The organism is Candidatus Hydrogenedentota bacterium, assembly GCA_018005585.1.
Taxonomy (GTDB): Bacteria; Hydrogenedentota; Hydrogenedentia; order Hydrogenedentales; family JAGMZX01; genus JAGMZX01.
Map to the genome: position 1 here is coordinate 25,264 of JAGMZX010000041.1, position 15,460 is coordinate 40,723.

At 64.4% G+C, this 15,460-nt stretch carries 17 protein-coding genes; 11 read left to right on the forward strand and 6 right to left on the reverse strand.

Translation table 11 applies throughout. From position 1 onward, the window contains the following. The first annotated feature begins 74 nt into the window (after positions 1 to 74). The 3 genes from KA184_09195 to KA184_09205 are packed head-to-tail and all read left to right on the forward strand — an operon-like array spanning position 75 to position 4,080. Positions 75 to 1,265: a hypothetical protein gene (locus KA184_09195; GenBank protein ID MBP8129745.1), complete on the forward strand. Its 1,191-nt coding sequence runs from the start codon at positions 75 to 77 to the stop codon at positions 1,263 to 1,265. Between the two features lie 37 nt (positions 1,266 to 1,302). Further along, positions 1,303 to 2,766, forward strand: coding sequence for a M20 family peptidase (locus KA184_09200; protein ID MBP8129746.1), 1,464 nt, complete (start codon positions 1,303 to 1,305; stop codon positions 2,764 to 2,766). Positions 2,767 to 2,820: 54 nt separating this feature from the next. Next, positions 2,821 to 4,080 (forward strand): ADP-ribosylglycohydrolase family protein, encoded by a 1,260-nt coding sequence (locus tag KA184_09205; protein MBP8129747.1) that lies wholly within the window; start codon positions 2,821 to 2,823, stop codon positions 4,078 to 4,080. A gap of 16 nt (positions 4,081 to 4,096) precedes the next feature. Here KA184_09205 and KA184_09210 read toward each other — a convergent pair whose 3' ends face one another. Then, entirely contained in the window at positions 4,097 to 5,371 is a 1,275-nt protein-coding gene (locus tag KA184_09210; GenBank protein ID MBP8129748.1) for a tyrosine--tRNA ligase, read from the reverse strand. A gap of 334 nt (positions 5,372 to 5,705) precedes the next feature. Here KA184_09210 and KA184_09215 point away from each other — a divergent pair, with 334 nt between their 5' ends. From KA184_09215 to ruvB, 5 genes are all read left to right on the forward strand, one after another. After that, a complete protein-coding gene (locus KA184_09215; GenBank protein MBP8129749.1) occupies positions 5,706 to 6,032 on the forward strand; it encodes an SCP2 sterol-binding domain-containing protein in 327 nt (108 codons plus the stop codon). Between the two features lie 47 nt (positions 6,033 to 6,079). Beyond that, positions 6,080 to 6,865, forward strand: coding sequence for an alpha/beta fold hydrolase (locus KA184_09220; protein MBP8129750.1), 786 nt, complete (start codon positions 6,080 to 6,082; stop codon positions 6,863 to 6,865). Between the two features lie 112 nt (positions 6,866 to 6,977). Next, a complete protein-coding gene (locus tag KA184_09225) occupies positions 6,978 to 7,436 on the forward strand; it encodes a DUF494 family protein (protein ID MBP8129751.1) in 459 nt (152 codons plus the stop codon). Between the two features lie 111 nt (positions 7,437 to 7,547). Further along, entirely contained in the window at positions 7,548 to 8,153 is a 606-nt protein-coding gene (gene ruvA, locus KA184_09230) for a Holliday junction branch migration protein RuvA (GenBank protein ID MBP8129752.1), read from the forward strand. Between the two features lie 3 nt (positions 8,154 to 8,156). Further along, the gene (gene ruvB / locus KA184_09235) at positions 8,157 to 9,182 is read left to right on the forward strand and encodes a Holliday junction branch migration DNA helicase RuvB (GenBank protein MBP8129753.1); all 1,026 of its coding nucleotides are present in this window, start codon (positions 8,157 to 8,159) and stop codon (positions 9,180 to 9,182) included. An 11-nt stretch (positions 9,183 to 9,193) separates the two neighbouring features. Here the strand turns inward: ruvB and KA184_09240 are convergent, their stop codons facing one another. Continuing rightward, complete coding sequence (locus KA184_09240; protein MBP8129754.1) at positions 9,194 to 9,568, reverse strand: methylated-DNA--[protein]-cysteine S-methyltransferase; 375 nt, start codon at positions 9,566 to 9,568, stop codon at positions 9,194 to 9,196. A gap of 63 nt (positions 9,569 to 9,631) precedes the next feature. On the opposite strand from KA184_09240, the gene KA184_09245 reads away from it, so the two are divergent. The 3 genes from KA184_09245 (at position 9,632) to KA184_09255 (ending at position 13,053) form a co-directional block, all read left to right on the forward strand. After that, a complete protein-coding gene (locus KA184_09245; protein MBP8129755.1) occupies positions 9,632 to 10,765 on the forward strand; it encodes a hypothetical protein in 1,134 nt (377 codons plus the stop codon). 100 nt (positions 10,766 to 10,865) lie between these two features. After that, positions 10,866 to 12,032, forward strand: coding sequence for a Gfo/Idh/MocA family oxidoreductase (locus KA184_09250; protein ID MBP8129756.1), 1,167 nt, complete (start codon positions 10,866 to 10,868; stop codon positions 12,030 to 12,032). A 55-nt stretch (positions 12,033 to 12,087) separates the two neighbouring features. Then, positions 12,088 to 13,053: a sugar phosphate isomerase/epimerase gene (locus KA184_09255; protein MBP8129757.1), complete on the forward strand. Its 966-nt coding sequence runs from the start codon at positions 12,088 to 12,090 to the stop codon at positions 13,051 to 13,053. A 175-nt stretch (positions 13,054 to 13,228) separates the two neighbouring features. On the opposite strand, the gene ruvC is transcribed toward KA184_09255, so the two are convergent. The 4 genes from ruvC to KA184_09275 all read right to left on the reverse strand — a co-directional run. Continuing rightward, on the reverse strand, positions 13,229 to 13,720 hold the full coding sequence (gene ruvC, locus KA184_09260; protein ID MBP8129758.1) for a crossover junction endodeoxyribonuclease RuvC: 492 nt from the start codon (positions 13,718 to 13,720) through the stop codon (positions 13,229 to 13,231). Further along, positions 13,721 to 14,473 (reverse strand): YebC/PmpR family DNA-binding transcriptional regulator, encoded by a 753-nt coding sequence (locus KA184_09265; protein ID MBP8129759.1) that lies wholly within the window; start codon positions 14,471 to 14,473, stop codon positions 13,721 to 13,723. It abuts the gene before it with no gap. 59 nt (positions 14,474 to 14,532) lie between these two features. Continuing rightward, the gene (locus tag KA184_09270) at positions 14,533 to 14,838 is read right to left on the reverse strand and encodes a nucleotidyltransferase family protein (GenBank protein MBP8129760.1); all 306 of its coding nucleotides are present in this window, start codon (positions 14,836 to 14,838) and stop codon (positions 14,533 to 14,535) included. A 5-nt stretch (positions 14,839 to 14,843) separates the two neighbouring features. Further along, the coding region (locus tag KA184_09275; protein ID MBP8129761.1) for a class I tRNA ligase family protein at positions 14,844 to 15,460 on the reverse strand (617 nt) is incomplete at its 5' end.

Sequence of the window (15,460 nt, forward strand, 5' to 3'; positions counted from 1 at the left end):
GACAGTTCCCATTCCTTGCACTTGCCCGGCGAATCCGCGATGCTGTACGTTCAGGCGTCAGGCGAGGGCGACGGATGCAAGCTTGTCTTTATCTTGACGGCGAGGGCGCGTTCCTGGCGGAGCGCTGGTTGCGCGCGCACGGTGCGCGCGCTTCCGTGGTCCTGTACGCGGAGCGCGGCGCGCTGCCCCTGGCCCAGTCGCTGCAGTCGCGGTTCCCCATGATTGCCTCCGTGCAAGACGCGGATTCGGGGGAACCGGCTCCGGCTCCGCGAATTGTAGTGCCGCTGCACGTGGACGTCTCGCCGCTGGAACATCAGTATCCCGTCCGGTTGCCGCAGTTGGCGCCCTGCTACGACACGTTCGCGCGTCTGTGGCGGCGCGGCTTCCGCGAATTTGAGTGCTTCCATCTCGGGGGCGGCCGAGTGTTGCGCGTGCCCCATCTCCTGGACGCGTTCCAAGACAAGCACAAGGGGCGCCGCTGTTTCGTCGTGGGCAATGGGCCCAGCCTGAACGAGATCGATATGACGCGCCTGCGCGACGAGGTCGTGCTGGGCTCAAACCGATGCTATCTCGGATTCCAGGAATGGGGCTTCGTGTTCCCATACTGGGGCGTCTCCGACAAACTGCAAATAGAGGTGTACGGGCCGGAATACGAGGAGCGCGTGCCACGGGACACAGTCACGTTCTTTCCCTTCGAGTACCTGCCGCTGCTCGACTTCGACGGGGCGTGCCCGATCCGGTTTGACTGGCCGCGCGAAGCGAACCGCCAGTTTTCAAATGAGCCGGGGCGTCTCTTTCTCGGATACACGGTGACGTACATGTTGCTGCAAATCGCCGCGGTCATGGGGTGCGACCCGATAATCCTGATCGGCGTTGACCACCGCTACGACCTTCGCAAGACCCAGCGGCTGCGGCGCATGGTCCGCCTCTGCGGCCGGTGGCTCGCGCGGCACTACGACCATGCGACATGGTACAAGGCGGGCCGGGCCGCCGCGGAAGAGGTGATCAAGGCGCGCCGCGCGGCGGGCAAGGGTGGTCCCCGTCGTTTCTGGGAGTCGAAAGACGCGGCGCACCCCACGCACTTTGACGCACGCTATGCCGCAGGGGAGGAAAAACGGTTCCTGATGCCGCGCCCGCTCGACGCGGAGAAGGATTTCGCGTGTGCGGCGCGTTGGGCGGAAGAACACGGAGTCCGCATCCTGAACGCGACGCCCGGTTCGGCGCTGACGGCGTTTCCGATGGTGGCATTCCATAGCCTTTTCTGAGAGGGTGGGTCCCCCGCCGGATGGAGAGTGCAAGCGCATGAGAAGACGGCTGTCATATGCGGCGGTGATGCTCATGGCGCTGTTCGCGGGCGTGTTGCTCGCGCGCACGGCGTCGTTCTCGTCGCGCCAAGTCAAACCCGGACCCTTTTCTCCCGTGAATGTCGACCGGCAGGCCGCAGCAGAGCGGTTGGCGCAGGCGGTGCGCATTCAGACGATTTCACACCAGGACAAGCAACAGGTCGAGACCGCCGCCTTCGAACAACTGCACGCGTTGCTGGAAACGGCCTTTCCGCGTGTTGATGCGACGCTCACGCGCGAGCGCGTCAACGGCTTGTCGCTGTTGTACACGTGGCCGGGCCGCGATCCCGCGCTGCCGCCGGTGTTGCTCCTGGCGCATCAGGACGTCGTAGACGTGGCGCCGGGCACGCAGGAGGACTGGACGTATCCGCCATTTTCGGGGACGATTGCGGACGGTTTCGTCTGGGGCCGGGGCACGCTCGACGACAAGGGCAGCCTTCTGGGGACTCTCGAAGCGGCGGAAGCGCTTCTGGCGGAAGGGTTCACGCCACGGCGCACCGTCTATTTTGCGTTCGGCCACGACGAGGAAGTGGGCGGCGAGACAGGCGCGAAACTGGTCGCGGAAACACTCCGTTCGCGGGGCGTGCGGGCGGGGTTCAGTTTCGACGAGGGGCTCGTTATCACGCAGGGGATTGTCCCCGGCGTGACGGCGCCGGTCGCGCTAATCGGTATCGCGGAGAAAGGGTACCTCAGTGTCGAGCTGACCGTCGAGCTAACCGGCGGCCATTCCTCCGCGCCGCCGCGTAACACGGCGATCGGCACGCTGGCCAAGGCGGTCGCGGCGCTTGAAGCGCATCCGCTGCCGTCGCGCCTCGACGGGCCCGCGGTCGAGATGCTCGCCTATGCGGGGCCGGAAATGACGTTTCCGATGCGCCTCGTCATGGCGAACCTGTGGCTGTTCGGCGGCCTGGTGCGCGCCCGGCTCGAGGCTGCGCCCGCGACCGCCGCGGCGATTCGCACCACGACGGCCCCGACCATCTTCGAGGCGGGCACCAAGGAAAACGTGTTGCCGGGCGTCGCGCGGGCCGTCGTGAATTTCCGTATCATGCCGGGCGAGAGCGTGGACAGCGTACTGGCGCACGTACGCGACACCATCGCGGATGAACGGGTCGCCGTATCGGTCATCCCGCCGGCGAATGAGCCGTCGCCGGTGGCGTCGCTCGACACGCCTGCCTTCGAAGCGCTGAGCCAGAGCCTGCGTCAGGTCTTCCCGGAGGCGGTCGTGGCGCCGGGACTGTTGCTGGGCGGCACGGATACGCACCATTATGCCGCCGTGGCCGAGCATGCGTACCGGTTCATTCCGTTCCTGTTCCGCGAGGAGGACCTGGCGCGCCTGCACGGCACGGATGAACGGGTTTCGGCCGAAGCCTACGAAAAAGCGATACAATGTTACGCGCAAGTGATACGTAATGCCGCCGGATGATGGTATGGACATACAGGAACCCGCGCGGATGCGCACAGGGAAAGGACCTTGACAATGCGATTCTTGATTCCGTTGCTGTTGCTGACGATCCTGCTTTCTCCCATTGCTGGCAGCCAGACAGACCCCTACCTGCGGCTGCCGGTTCATGCCTATCTGGACAAGATGAAGGCGGGCTGGGTGGGACAGATGGCCGGAGTGGGCTGGGGCGGGCCGACCGAGTTCCGGTTCAACGGCGTCATCATGCCGGCGCCGGAGATGCCCGAGTGGCGTCCGGAGATGGTGAACCAGTTCATGCAGGACGACCTCTACGTCGAGATGACCTTCCTGCGCACGCTCGAGATGCACGGCCTGGACGCGCCGACGCGCCAGGCGGGCATCGATTTCGCCAACAGCGGCTACAAGCTCTGGCACGCGAACCGCGCCGGACGCGACAACCTGCGCAACGGCATCGCGCCGCCCGACTCGGGCCACCCGTCGTTCAACAGCCACGCGGACGACATCGACTACCAGATCGAGGCCGATTTTTCGGGTCTGATTGCGCCCGGGATGCCGAACACCGTCATCGAACTGGGCGAGAAATTCGGCAGGCTCATGAATTACGGCGACGGATTGTATGGCGGCCTGTTCGTCGGCGGCATGTACGCGGCGGCGTTCTTCGAGACCGACATCGAGGCGATCGTCCGGGCGGGCCTCGCCTGCATCCCCGAAGGCAGCCAGTATCACGCCTGCATCAGCGACGTGCTGCGCTGGCATCAGGAAGACCCGGAACACTGGGAGGCCACCTGGCAGCGCATCAGCGAGAAGTACCACCTGAACCGCGAATTCCGCAGGTTCTCCTGTTCCAAGCCGGACGACGCCTTCAACATCGACGCGAAGATCAACGGCGCCTACATCGTCATGGGCTTGCTCTACGGCAAGGGCGATATCGACCAGACGGTCATCATCGCCACGCGCTGCGGCCAGGATTCCGACTGCAATCCGTCGAACGCGGCGGGCGTGCTTTTCACCACGCTCGGTTTTTCGCAACTGCCCGGGCGGTTCACCGAGGCACTGGACCCCGAAGGCACGTTCAGCCACACCCCATACAATTTCCCGAAATTGATCGACGTGTGCGGGCAGTTGGCGCGACAGGCCGTCGTGCGCGCGGGCGGAACCATCGAGACAAACTTCGAAGGCGACGAAGAATTCGTCATTCCGCGCCGGGAACCGAGCCCGCCGCCGCTGGAACAATGCTGGGAGCCCCGCCCTCCGGCAGACAGCCGCTTCACGGACGCGCAGAAGGCGCGGATTAACCCGCCCAAGGAGAGCGACTGAGACGCGGTTGGCGCCGTCACTCGGTAAAGCGGAGCAGATGGTAACTCCGTTTTCCGGTTCGTATGACGGCCATATCGCCCGTCAGGCACGTTTCGCGCGTGACCTTGCTCTCTTCCGCGTCGACGCGTTCGTTGTTCAGGTAAAGTCCGCCGTTCTTGACCAGGCGACGGGCCTCGCCTTTGCTCTTGAAGACACCTGTTTCGACCAGCACATCGAGCAACAGCCTGTCGCCGCTCAAGACAGACCGGGGCAGCGTCGCACTGGGCACCTCGCTGAAGATGTCCTCGAGCGTCGCGGCGTCCAGCCCGCGCAGGTCGCCGCCGAACATGGCTTCGGATGCCTTGACGGCGTTCGCCAGCGCTTCCTCGCCGTGCACCAGGCGCGTGGCCTCCTCGGCGAGACGGCGCTGCGCCGCGCGCTTGTGAGGCTCTTCGGCCACGGCGCGGTCGAGCGCCGCGATCTCGTCCTTGCCCAGGAATGTGAAGAAGCAGAGCAAGCGCGGCGCGTCCGCGTCGGCCTGGTTGACCCAAAACTGGTAGAAGCGGTAGGGCGAAGTGCGACGGGAGTCGAGCCAGACGGCCCCGCTCTCGGTCTTGCCGAATTTCGTGCCGTCTGCCTTTGTAATCAGGGGGAAAGTCAGGCCGAATGTGTCCTTTCGAAGGAGGCGCCGGGTGAGGTCCATGCCCGCGACGATGTTACCCCACTGGTCGCTGCCGCCGATCTGGAGCCGGCAGTCATGGTGCTCGCACAGATACAGGAAATCATAGGCCTGCAGGAGGCTGTACGAGAATTCGGTGTAGGAAATGCCGTGCTCGCGGTCTTCGAGGCGCTGGCGCACCGATTCCTTGGCGAGCATGACGTTCACGCTGAAATGCTTGCCGATGTCGCGCAGGAAGTCGACTAACGGGAGTTCGCAGAGCCAGTCGGCGTTGTTACGCAGGATGGCGGCGTGCGCGCCTTCGAAATCGAGGAAGCGTTCGAGCTGGCGGCGGATGCCCGCCGCGTTCGCCTGCACCTGTTCCTTCGTGAGCAGGCTGCGCTCGTCCGTCTTGCCGCTGGGGTCGCCGATGAGCCCCGTGCCGCCGCCCACAAGCGCGATGGGATTGTGTCCCGCCCGCTGGAACCGGGCGAGGCCAAGCGCCGGCAGCAGGTGCCCGATGTGCAGGCTGTCCGCCGTCGGGTCGAATCCGCAGTAGAGGGATATCGGCCCTTGTTCGAGTTCCTCGGCCAGATGTTCGTGGGTCACCTGATTGATGATGCCCCGCCAGCTCAGGTCTTCAAAGAGAGTCATGGGTCCCACTCCGTGCGCCACGCCGACACGCTTCCCGCTACAGTGACCGAAGTTATGCTTATCGCGCGGGCGGGATGAACGGCGCCTGAAACGGGGGTACTTTAACAGAGGTCTGCAAACGTGCGCAAAAGGCCCGCATGGGCATGTGCGTGCCGGCCCGCATTTCCACAAGGGCTGGTCTCGATGGGCATTCGCAGTTTTGACAGGGCGGAATTCCTATGCTAGAGTACACTCCCGATTCGGTTAGTCAGGGGAGGGCGTACGAACGCTTGGTCCGGTCGTGGCTCTCTGAAGACATGTAAAACGTGTATAGGAATGAGTAAGGAGAAGTAACATGGCGGGTTCGGTTGCTGAATTCTTCGCGGAAGTGCCCAACAAGGTAAATAAGGACAAAATCGCCGGGATGGAGAAGATCTTCCAGTTTAATATCACCGGCGAAGGTGGCGGCGAATGGAACGTCACTATCGCGAACGGCGGGGCCGCGGTTGCTCAGGGCAAGGCGGAAGCGCCCAATATTACCTTGACGGCTTCCGCGGAAGACTGGATGAACATTGCCACCGGCAAGTTGAACGGTCAGACGGCCTTCCTCACGGGCAAGCTGAAAATCCAGGGCGACATGACGCTGGCTATGAAGCTCGCCACGGTGTTCTCGTTCAGTTGATGCGATCTTTCCGGGGGCGGCCCGCGCGGCCGTCCCCGAGTTCTGTCTTGCGCGCCGTGCACGCCGCGGCGCGTGTATTCGTGATTGTGCTGCTGGCAGGTTGCGGCGGCTCTTCCGCGCCGCTGGCCGCCGGTGAACGCAGACTTGCGCTGCAGACGGAGGACGGGCTGCAGGTGGCGGCCACGCTGTATCCGGTGCCTGCGGCGCAGCCGCCCGGTTTGATCCTTGCGCACCGTTATGGTGCGGATGCCGTTTCTTGGCGTTCCTTTGCCCTCGCCGCGCAACAGGAGGGGTATCAGGTCATCGCAGTGGATCTGCGGGGCCATGGGAGCAGCACCCAGCGGGGAGAAGGGCGCCTGGACTATCGCGATGTTTCCGGCGTGGAATGGCTTGCGGCCGTGGCTGACCTGCGTGCGGCCAGGGACGCCCTGCTCGCCGCAGGCACAGACCCGGAGAACCTCGCCGTGCTCGGCGAGGGGCTGGGCGCCAATCTTGCCCTGCGGTATATGCGCATAGATCCGGTTATACAAGCGGCCGTGATGGTCTCGCCGGTATTGGACGAGTACGGTTTTGACAGCGAGGCGGATGTGCGCGCGCTGCGGGCGCGGCCTGTGCTGCTGGTCGCGGCGGAGAACGACGGCCCGGCCGCTGGGGCCGCGACGGCTCTGAAACAGACCGCGCCGGGGTTTTCCGAACTGCGGTTATATCCCGGCGCCGCCAGCGGCACGGATGTCCTGGCCGCGTCCGAGGCGGCGCAGGTCCAGGTGCTGGGCTGGTTGCAGGCCATCATCGGCAAGCGCCTGGCCGCGGGCGCCGGAACACCCGGAAGTTGACAGGCCCCGTTGTGGGGCATAGAATAGAGCCATGGCGCACGTTTGGGGCTGGCGGGCGCGCGTCGCAGGGCGCCATGCAGCCTGAGCCCCCAATGTTCGCCGGGAGAATTGCATGAAGACAACGCTGACCGAACTGGTCGACGTGATTATTGAACGCATCGAGCAACATCCCGACACGGCTCCCACCGAACACGGCATACGCTCCTGGCTGGTCCGGCAGGGCTATAACAAGCGCGACATCGAGGCGGTCCTGAAGCTGGTGCGGCCGCGTTTCGAAGCGCTGCGGCATATGGGACGCCGGGGTCTGGGCACGGTGCGGCAATTAACCCCCTACGAGGAGTACAAGCTGTCGCCGGAAGCACGGGACACGCTCGTGCGCCTCGAGTTGTTCGGGCTTATCGAGCCGTACGAAAGAGAAATGATCCTCGACCGTCTGGCCCAATTCGAGGGCGAAGTCGGGATGGATGAGCTTGACTATCTCCTGTCCTGGCTGGTGTACAGCTCCCGTGACGTCGAGTCGCAGCAGACGATCTTCAACGTGTTCGAAGGCAATCAGAAGACCATACACTAGCGGCGGGGGGTAACCGCGGCCGGCGGGCCGCTGCCTGCGTTTGGATAGGCCAGCGCTCTTGACTTACCATGACGGCGTGTCCACAAGCATAAAGTGCCGGGGTCAACCAGTATGTTCGCGTTTCTCAGGGGTACGGTCGAGCACAAAGGGGCCGGCCAAATCGCGTTGGATGTGGGCGGCATCGGCTATGCCGTGCTTGTTCCCGATACGGTGCACCGCAGGCTGGCGCAGCATCAGGAAGTCAAACTGCTGACGTATTGCCACATTCGCGAAGACGCCTTCCAGATATACGGCTTTCTCAAGGAAGAAGAGCGTTCGCTCTTCATGACCCTGCTTGAAATCAACGGGGTCGGCCCGCGCGTGGCACTCGCGGTGGTGTCGTTCCTTGCCCCGGCGGCGTTCGGGCGCGCGCTGCTCGAGAACGACTTGAAAGCGTTTACGGGCGTGCCCGGCGTCGGCAAGAAACTCGCCCAGCGCATCCTGCTCGAAATGAAGACGAAACTCGGCCAGGACACCGAACTGAGCGCCATTCTCGGGGAACCGGCCGCGGAGGCCGCGCCGGGCGAAGGCGACGACGTGTATGAAGCGCTGATTTCGCTCGGGTGCACCCCCGCGGAAGCCCGGAACGCCGCGCTCCACGCGCGCAAGAAACTGGGCCCCGATGCTCCGGCCGAAGAACTGGTGCGCGCGGCGCTGCGTTCGATGGCGAGGGCCTAGTCCATGGCCGACATGGAGATCGTAAGCCCGCAGCCGGTCGACGACGACCGCGTCTTCGACGAACAGATACGCCCGCAGCGCTTCGAGGATTTCCCCGGCCAAGACCCTATCAAGGAGAAGCTGCGCATCGCGATTGCGGCGGCCAAACAGCGGGGCGAGCCGCTGGACCACCTGCTGCTGAGCGGCCCGCCGGGGCTGGGCAAGACCACCCTGGCCCGGATCATCGCGAACGAAATGGGCGTGAACATCCGGCAATCGACGGGTCCGGTGATCGAAAGACAGGCCGATCTCTCGGCCATGCTGACAAGTCTTGAAGAGTTTGACGTGTTCTTCATCGATGAAATCCACCGGCTCAACCACGCGGTCGAAGAAACACTCTATTCCGCGATGGAGGATTTCGAGGTCGATATCATGCTCGGCAAGGGTCCGACGGCCCGTTCGATGAAGATCGGCCTCAAGCCGTTCACGCTCATCGGCGCCACAACGCGCGCCGGCCTGCTGACGCCGCCGTTGCGCGCGCGCTTCGGCGACACCTGCCGGTTCGAGTTCTATTCGCCCGCGGAGCTTCAGCGCATCGTCGTCCGCGCGGCGCGCATTTTGAAGGTCGAGGTCGACAACGACGGCGCGCTCGAGATCGCGACGCGCTCGCGCGGCACCGCCCGCATCGCAAACCGCCTGTTGCGCCGGGTGCGCGATTACGCGCAGGTCAAGGGCGACGGCGTCGTGACGCGCGAGGCGGCGGACGCGGCGCTGCACATGCTGCGCATCGACGCGCTGGGCCTCGACGACATGGACCGCGCCATCATCCGGACCGTCATCGAGAAGTTCAGCGGCGGGCCGGTGGGTGTCTCGTCGCTTGGGGTCGCCGTGGGGGAAGAGCGCCAGACGCTCGAAGAGGTTCACGAGCCGTATCTCATCCAGGTCGGCTTCCTGAAACGCACGCCGCAGGGCCGCGTGGCCACGCCGCTCGCATACCGCCATATGGGCCTCGAGCCGCCGCCCGCGGCCGCGCAGCCGCACCTGTTCTGACGCGGCGCGCCTCAGATAAACGGCCAGTCGGCCTCGGTGACGAAGAGATAGGCGTCGGGGCAGGGCGGTTCCCAGCGGTACCGGGTGAGGTCGCAGGTTTCCGACGCGTCAAAGCGGATGCCCTCGGCTTCCAGGAGCATGCGCTGGAGGATGGGCCTCTCCACCTCGCTGTGGGCGCTGATGCCGCCGCGGCTGTTGATGACGCGGTGCCAGGGCACGTCGCCGCGTGGCCCGGCGGCGCGCATCGCGTAGCCAACGGCGCGCGCGGCGCGGGGACAGCCCAAGATCGCCGCGATCTGGCCATAGGTCATGACGCGGCCTTGGGGGATCTCCCGCACGAGGCGGTATACGGCTTCGTAAAATCTTGACATAGCCCACGGTAACATGTGGTAGTATGGAGTTTACACATATGCAGGGCAAGGGGGCTCGCGCATGAAGAGGATAGGCAAATGAGCGAACCGGCTGTGAGCTTCGCGGAGACCGAGGCCCCGCTCGCCGCGCTGGTGCTGCATCCGGTCCATGGAGACGAGAAGGACGCGTTCACCGTTTCCCTGGAACAAGACGTGATGTCGTTGATCTCGCCGGATGAACGGCTGGTTTTGATGCTGCCGCGCGAGGAGGCGGCGCGCCACATCCGTTTCAATTACGACGTGTTTCACGGGCGGACGGTCTCGTTTGTCATTGTCGAGGGTCTTAAGGCGCACACGTTCAAATGCCCGCTTCTGGAACTCGAGCAGCTGCTGAACTGGCTACCGCAGAAGCCGCGCGAGGAACAGGAGCGCGAAGTGCGCCGGTACGGCGTGGCCATCGTACTGCTGGGCGCCGGGCTGCTCCTGTTTCCGCAGTATTTCTTCTGGGTATGGGGCCTGGCGCTGGTCTTCCTCGGGCTGGCGGACATCTGGTGGTCCCGAGACATGTTCTATGGCGTCAATGCCGCCGCCATGTTCGTGGCAAGCCTCGTGCTCCTGTTCGCGCCCGTGCCGCTGGGCCTGCGCAGCGGCGCGGACCTGGAAACGGCGCGGTTGCTGGCGACGGGGCTCGGCAGCCTGCTCATCATCTGGAGCGTGCAGCAGGCTTCCCTTTTGGGGCCGATCCACCGGCTGCGTCTGGCGCGGGCGCACCGGGACGCGCGCAACGCCCGCGAAAGGGCGCCGTCCTCCGCCGTGAAGGCAATCGCCTGGACCGTGGGCGCGCTGGGCGTCTTCTTCCTGGCGCACCTGGGATGGCTGGGCATGCAGGCGCGCGCGGGCGCGGGAGAGGGCCTCATCGAAGACTGGATCCTCCACGGGGTCGTCAGCGGCACGTTGTTGCTGCTCGCGGGGTCGATGTGGGTGCGCGGTTTCCGCTCGTACGTCGAGGCGAAACTCGCGGCGCAGTTCGCGCTGATGCTGGCCGTGTTCTACGCCGCCGGCGCAGGCACGATGCTTTGGTCCGCTGAGGCGCTCGGGCCGCAGGTGCTGCGCATGGGGTTCCTCGCGTGGTCGCAGGTTTACGTCTGGGCGCCGCTGGTGGTGCTCGTAGTCGTATTCAACCGCTGGCTCGCGGGCCGGGTCGAGCGGGAACTGGAAGAAAACCGGGGATAGGCTGCGTTGGCGGGATCGCGCGCACTTGGCATGCGCGCGCGCACGCCCTATAATAGCGCCCGTGTTGTCCAATCCTATTCGTATTGATGGAGGGAGAATCATGGCGAAGAAAACGGTGAATGTGGCGATGATCGGCGGCGCGTTCATGGGCAAGGCGCACAGCAACGGCTGGCGCCAGGTCGGTATGTTTTTCGACCCGCCCGTCAAGCCGGTCATGAAGGTCATGTGCGACAAAGACCCGAACGTGCTCAAGAACGCGGAACGTTACGGCTGGCAGGAAGCCTCGACCGACTGGCAGGAGGTAATCAATCGGCCGGACATCGACATCATCGATATCTGCACGCCGAACTTCCTGCACCCGCCCATCGCGGTCGCGGCCGCGAAGGCCGGCAAGGCGGTCGTCTGCGAGAAACCGCTCGCGAACACACTGAAGGAGGCCAAGGAGATGCTTGCCGCCGCGCAGAAGGCCGGCGTAAAGCACATGTGCGGCTTTTCGTACCGTTTCGCGCCCGCGGTGCAGACGATCAAGGGCATGATGCAGAAGGGCATGCTCGGCGACATCTTCCATTTCCGCGCGGCTTATCAGCAGGACTGGATCGTCGACCCGGATTTTCCCATGGTGTGGCGGCTCAAGAAGGCGAGCACGGGCTCCGGCGCGCTTGGCGACATCGGCGCGCACATCACGGACCTGTGCCACTTTCTCGTCGGCGAAGTCTGCGAGGTTGCCGCAGCCATGGAAACGTTCATCAAGCAGCGCGTCATCGCGGACAGCGACTCGGGAGCGTGGGGCGCGAAAGGCAGCCAGAAGAAGAAGCGGTATGACGTCGTCGACGTGGACGACGCCGCCATTTACCTGGGCCGCATCAAGGGCGCGAATACGCTGGCCACGTTCGAAGCAACGCGCTTCGCGCCAGGCCGCCGCAATTACAACGCCATCGAGATCTACGGCAGCAAGGGCTCCATCCTGTGGAATCAGGAAGAGATGGACGTGTTCCACTATTTCGACCGCGGGGACCCCGCCACGCTCCAGGGTTTCCGCAGGGTGCAGGCGTGCGACATGGGCCATCCCTACGTGCACGCATGGTGGCCGCCGGGACACATCATCGGCTACGAACACCTCTTCGTGCACGAATTGTACGAGTTCCTTTGCGGCCTCAATAAGGCCAAGGGCAATCACCCGACCTTCGCGGACGCCGTGGCCTGCCAGAAGGTGCTCGATGCCGTCGAGCGGGCCGCCCAGACCAGGAAATGGGTGAAGGTACAGTAACGCCCGCCGCGCGCGGGAACGGCGCCGTTGCGGCGCGACATAGGAGATTCAGACCATGAAACTGGGTTTGCTCACCGTCATGTTCGGCAACAAGCCGCTGAAGGACGTGCTCGAACTCGTGCGGCCGCTCGGCCTGGATTGCGTCGAACTGGGCACGGGCAACTATCCGGGCTGCGCGCATGCGCCGCTGGACGAACTGCTCGCGTCGAAACCGAAACGGAACGAACTGCTCGCGCTGCTGAAGGGCGAGGGCCTGTCGATCAGCGCGCTGAGCTGCCACGGCAACTGTCTGCACCCGGACGCGGTCTTCGCGAAGAAGAACCAGCAGGTGCAAACGAAGACAATCCGCCTGGCCGAGATGATGGGCATCAAAGTCGTCATTGATTTCTCGGGCTGCCCCGGCGAGAGCGACAAGGCCAGGAAACCCAACTGGGTGACCTGCGCGTGGCCGCCGGATTACCTCGAAGTGCTCGAATGGCAGTGGTCGAAGAAGGTCATTCCGTACTGGACGAAGCAAGCGAAATTTGCGCGCGACCACGGTGTCTCCGTGGCATTCGAGATGCACCCCGGCTTCGTCGTATACAATCCCGAGACGCTGCTCAAGCTGCGCAACGCCTGCGGCGCGAATCTGGGCGCGAACTTCGACCCAAGCCACCTCTTCTGGCAGGGCATGGACCCATGCGAAGCGGTGAAACTGCTGGGCGGCAAGGCAATCTTCCATGTGCACGCGAAGGATTCGCGCGTCGACCCGGTCAACGCGTCGCGCAACGGCGTGCTCGACACCAAGCACTACGGCGATGAAGCCAACCGCTCGTGGATTTTCCGCACCGTTGGCTATGGCCACAGCCTCGAGTGGTGGAAGGACTTCTTCTCCACGCTGCGGCTCGTCGGCTACGACGGGGCCATCAGCATAGAACACGAAGACAGCCTGATGTCGAGCTGGGAAGGCCTGACCAAGGCGATCGCATTCCTCAAGCAGACGATGATTTTCGAGAAGCCCACGGCCATGACTTGGGCATAGGCGGTTTGTTTCACGCCCATTCGAGGGAGCCGGCTGCGCGGCCGGCTCCCTTTATGTATGGCTTGAGCGCAACGTTGATGACGCAGAGGCCCGCGCAGGCGTGTGACCGTCCATGCAAGTCCATGGCGTCCAGGACGCCACTTCCCGGACCCATGCCCGCGCACGATCAGGGCCGCTACTCGCGAAAGCGCCCTTGCAGCGCGCCGGCCTGTACCTGGCAAATCGCGAGGGCGAGCGCGTCGGCTGCGTCGTCGGGCCGCGGCGGGGCGTCGAGATTGAGCAGTATCTTGATCATGTCCTGCACCTGCCGTTTCTCGGCGCGGCCATAGCCCACGATGGCGGTCTTGGTTTCGGTGGGGCTGTATTCGGTGACGGGCAGGCCGGCTTCTACGGCGGCCAGTGCGAGCACGCCGCGTGCCTGCGCCACGGCGATGCCCGTGGTCACGTTCTGTTTGAAATAGATGCGTTCGAGGACGACGATGTCTGGCCGGTAGACACGGAGGAGCCCGCGCGCCTCGTCATAGATAAGCTTCAACCGGGTCGCGAAGTGGTCCCCGGCGGCGGTAGAGATAACCCCATGCGCCACGTGGCGCAAGCGGTTTGCGTCGCCATCCACGACGCCGTAGCCTGTCGTGGCCGTGCCGGGATCAAGCCCGAGCGCGCGCATTTACTCCGCCATGATCGCGGCCATGGCCTCGTCGGTGATGTTGATGTTCGAGTAGACGTTCTGCACGTCGTCGTGGTCTTCGAGCGTTTCCATGAGCCGCAGCACCGTCGTGGCCGCCTTCGTATCGAGCGTGACCGTGGTCTTCGGCGCCATGGTCAATTTCGCTTCGCCGACTTCGACGCCCGACTTGCCCAGCGCCGTGACCACTGCGTGTAATTCGGACGGCGCGGTGGACAGTTCGTACAGGTCTCCGTCCGTGTCCACGTCTTCCGCGCCCGCCTCGATCGCCTTCTCGAAGATGGCCTCTTCGTCGAGACCTTCCTTCGAAACGGCGACAATCCCCTTCTGTTCGAAGTTCCACGCGACTGCGTTCGTCTCGGCCATGCTGCCGTTATGCCGCATCAGGATATGCCGGATTTCCGCGACGGTGCGGTTCTTGTTGTCCGTGAGCACGTCGATAATCAGCGCGACGCCGCCGCCCGCATAGGCTTCGTAGCGCACTTCCTCGAAAGTCTGCCCCTCGAGTTCGCCCGTACCCTTCTTGACCGCGCGATCGATATTGTCGCTGGGCATGTTCGCGGCGCGCGCGGCCAACAACACGGTGCGCAGACGCGGATTGAATCCCGGGTCGGCGCCGCCGAGTCGCGCGGCCACGGAAATTTCCTTTGCGAGCTTCGAGAAGATCTTGCCGCGCTTCGCGTCGAGCGCGCCCTTCTTATGCTTGATCGTGCTCCATTTAGAATGACCGGACATGGGGTGCGTGCTCCTGGCGTCGTGTCCCTAAACGCATGAATAACAGCGACTTCCAGGTATTATATCAATTGGCGGCCAAACCGCGCAATGGCAGCGTCCTGCATCGGGACGGCCCCGGCAAGAACGTGGTCCTGGATGTGCCAGTGCAGCGAACGCGCGTTTACGACATCCACCTTCCTTCCCAAGCGGTCTTCCAGGTCTTGGATGAGGCCGGCGCCGTCAAGCAGACTGCAACCCTCTTCCAGCGTGACCAGAAGATCGATGTCGCTGTCGTGGCGCGTGTCGCCGCGCGCCACGGAATCGAAGACGCGCACGTTTTCGGGCGAGGGTGCTGCCGCCGCTCCGGGGGTGCGCCGCGGGAGCAGTGATTTTAGAACGCCTCGCCGCGCACGTGGGCCTCGGCGAGTTCGGCGATGCGGTCCTTGTCGAGTTTCGGGAAGAGCACTTCCGGCGTCTGGAGCGGGCTGCCCGCGGGCAGCGGCGTCTTGGCGGCGTTCCAGCCATCCGGCCCGCCGTCCGGACTGCCCTGGGGCAATTCCACGTTGAGGATGCGGCCGAGCGTGCGCGCGCCGCCAGGCAGGAACGGAGCCATGGTATGGCACAGCGCCTTGACGACCTGGCAGCAGACATGGAGCGTCGCGCCGGTGCGGGCCAAGTCGGTTTTGCGCGTGACCCAAGGCTGTTTCATGTCGAAGTACACGTTCGCCTTGCGCCCAAGGTCGATGAACCGTTCAAGCGCTTGGCGGAACCGGAATTCCTCCAGCGATTCGGCGATCGCGTCTACCTGCGCGGGGATCGCGCCGAGCATGGCCTCGTCTTCGGCGTCCAAGGCCGCCGCTTCGGGCACCCTGCTATCGAAATTCTTCACGGTCATCGTGAGCGAGCGGTGCACGAAGTTGCCGACGACGTCGCACAGTTCGCCGTTGTACCGGTGCATGAAATCGTCCCAATCGAAGGCGGAATCCTTCGATTCGGGCGCAATGGCGC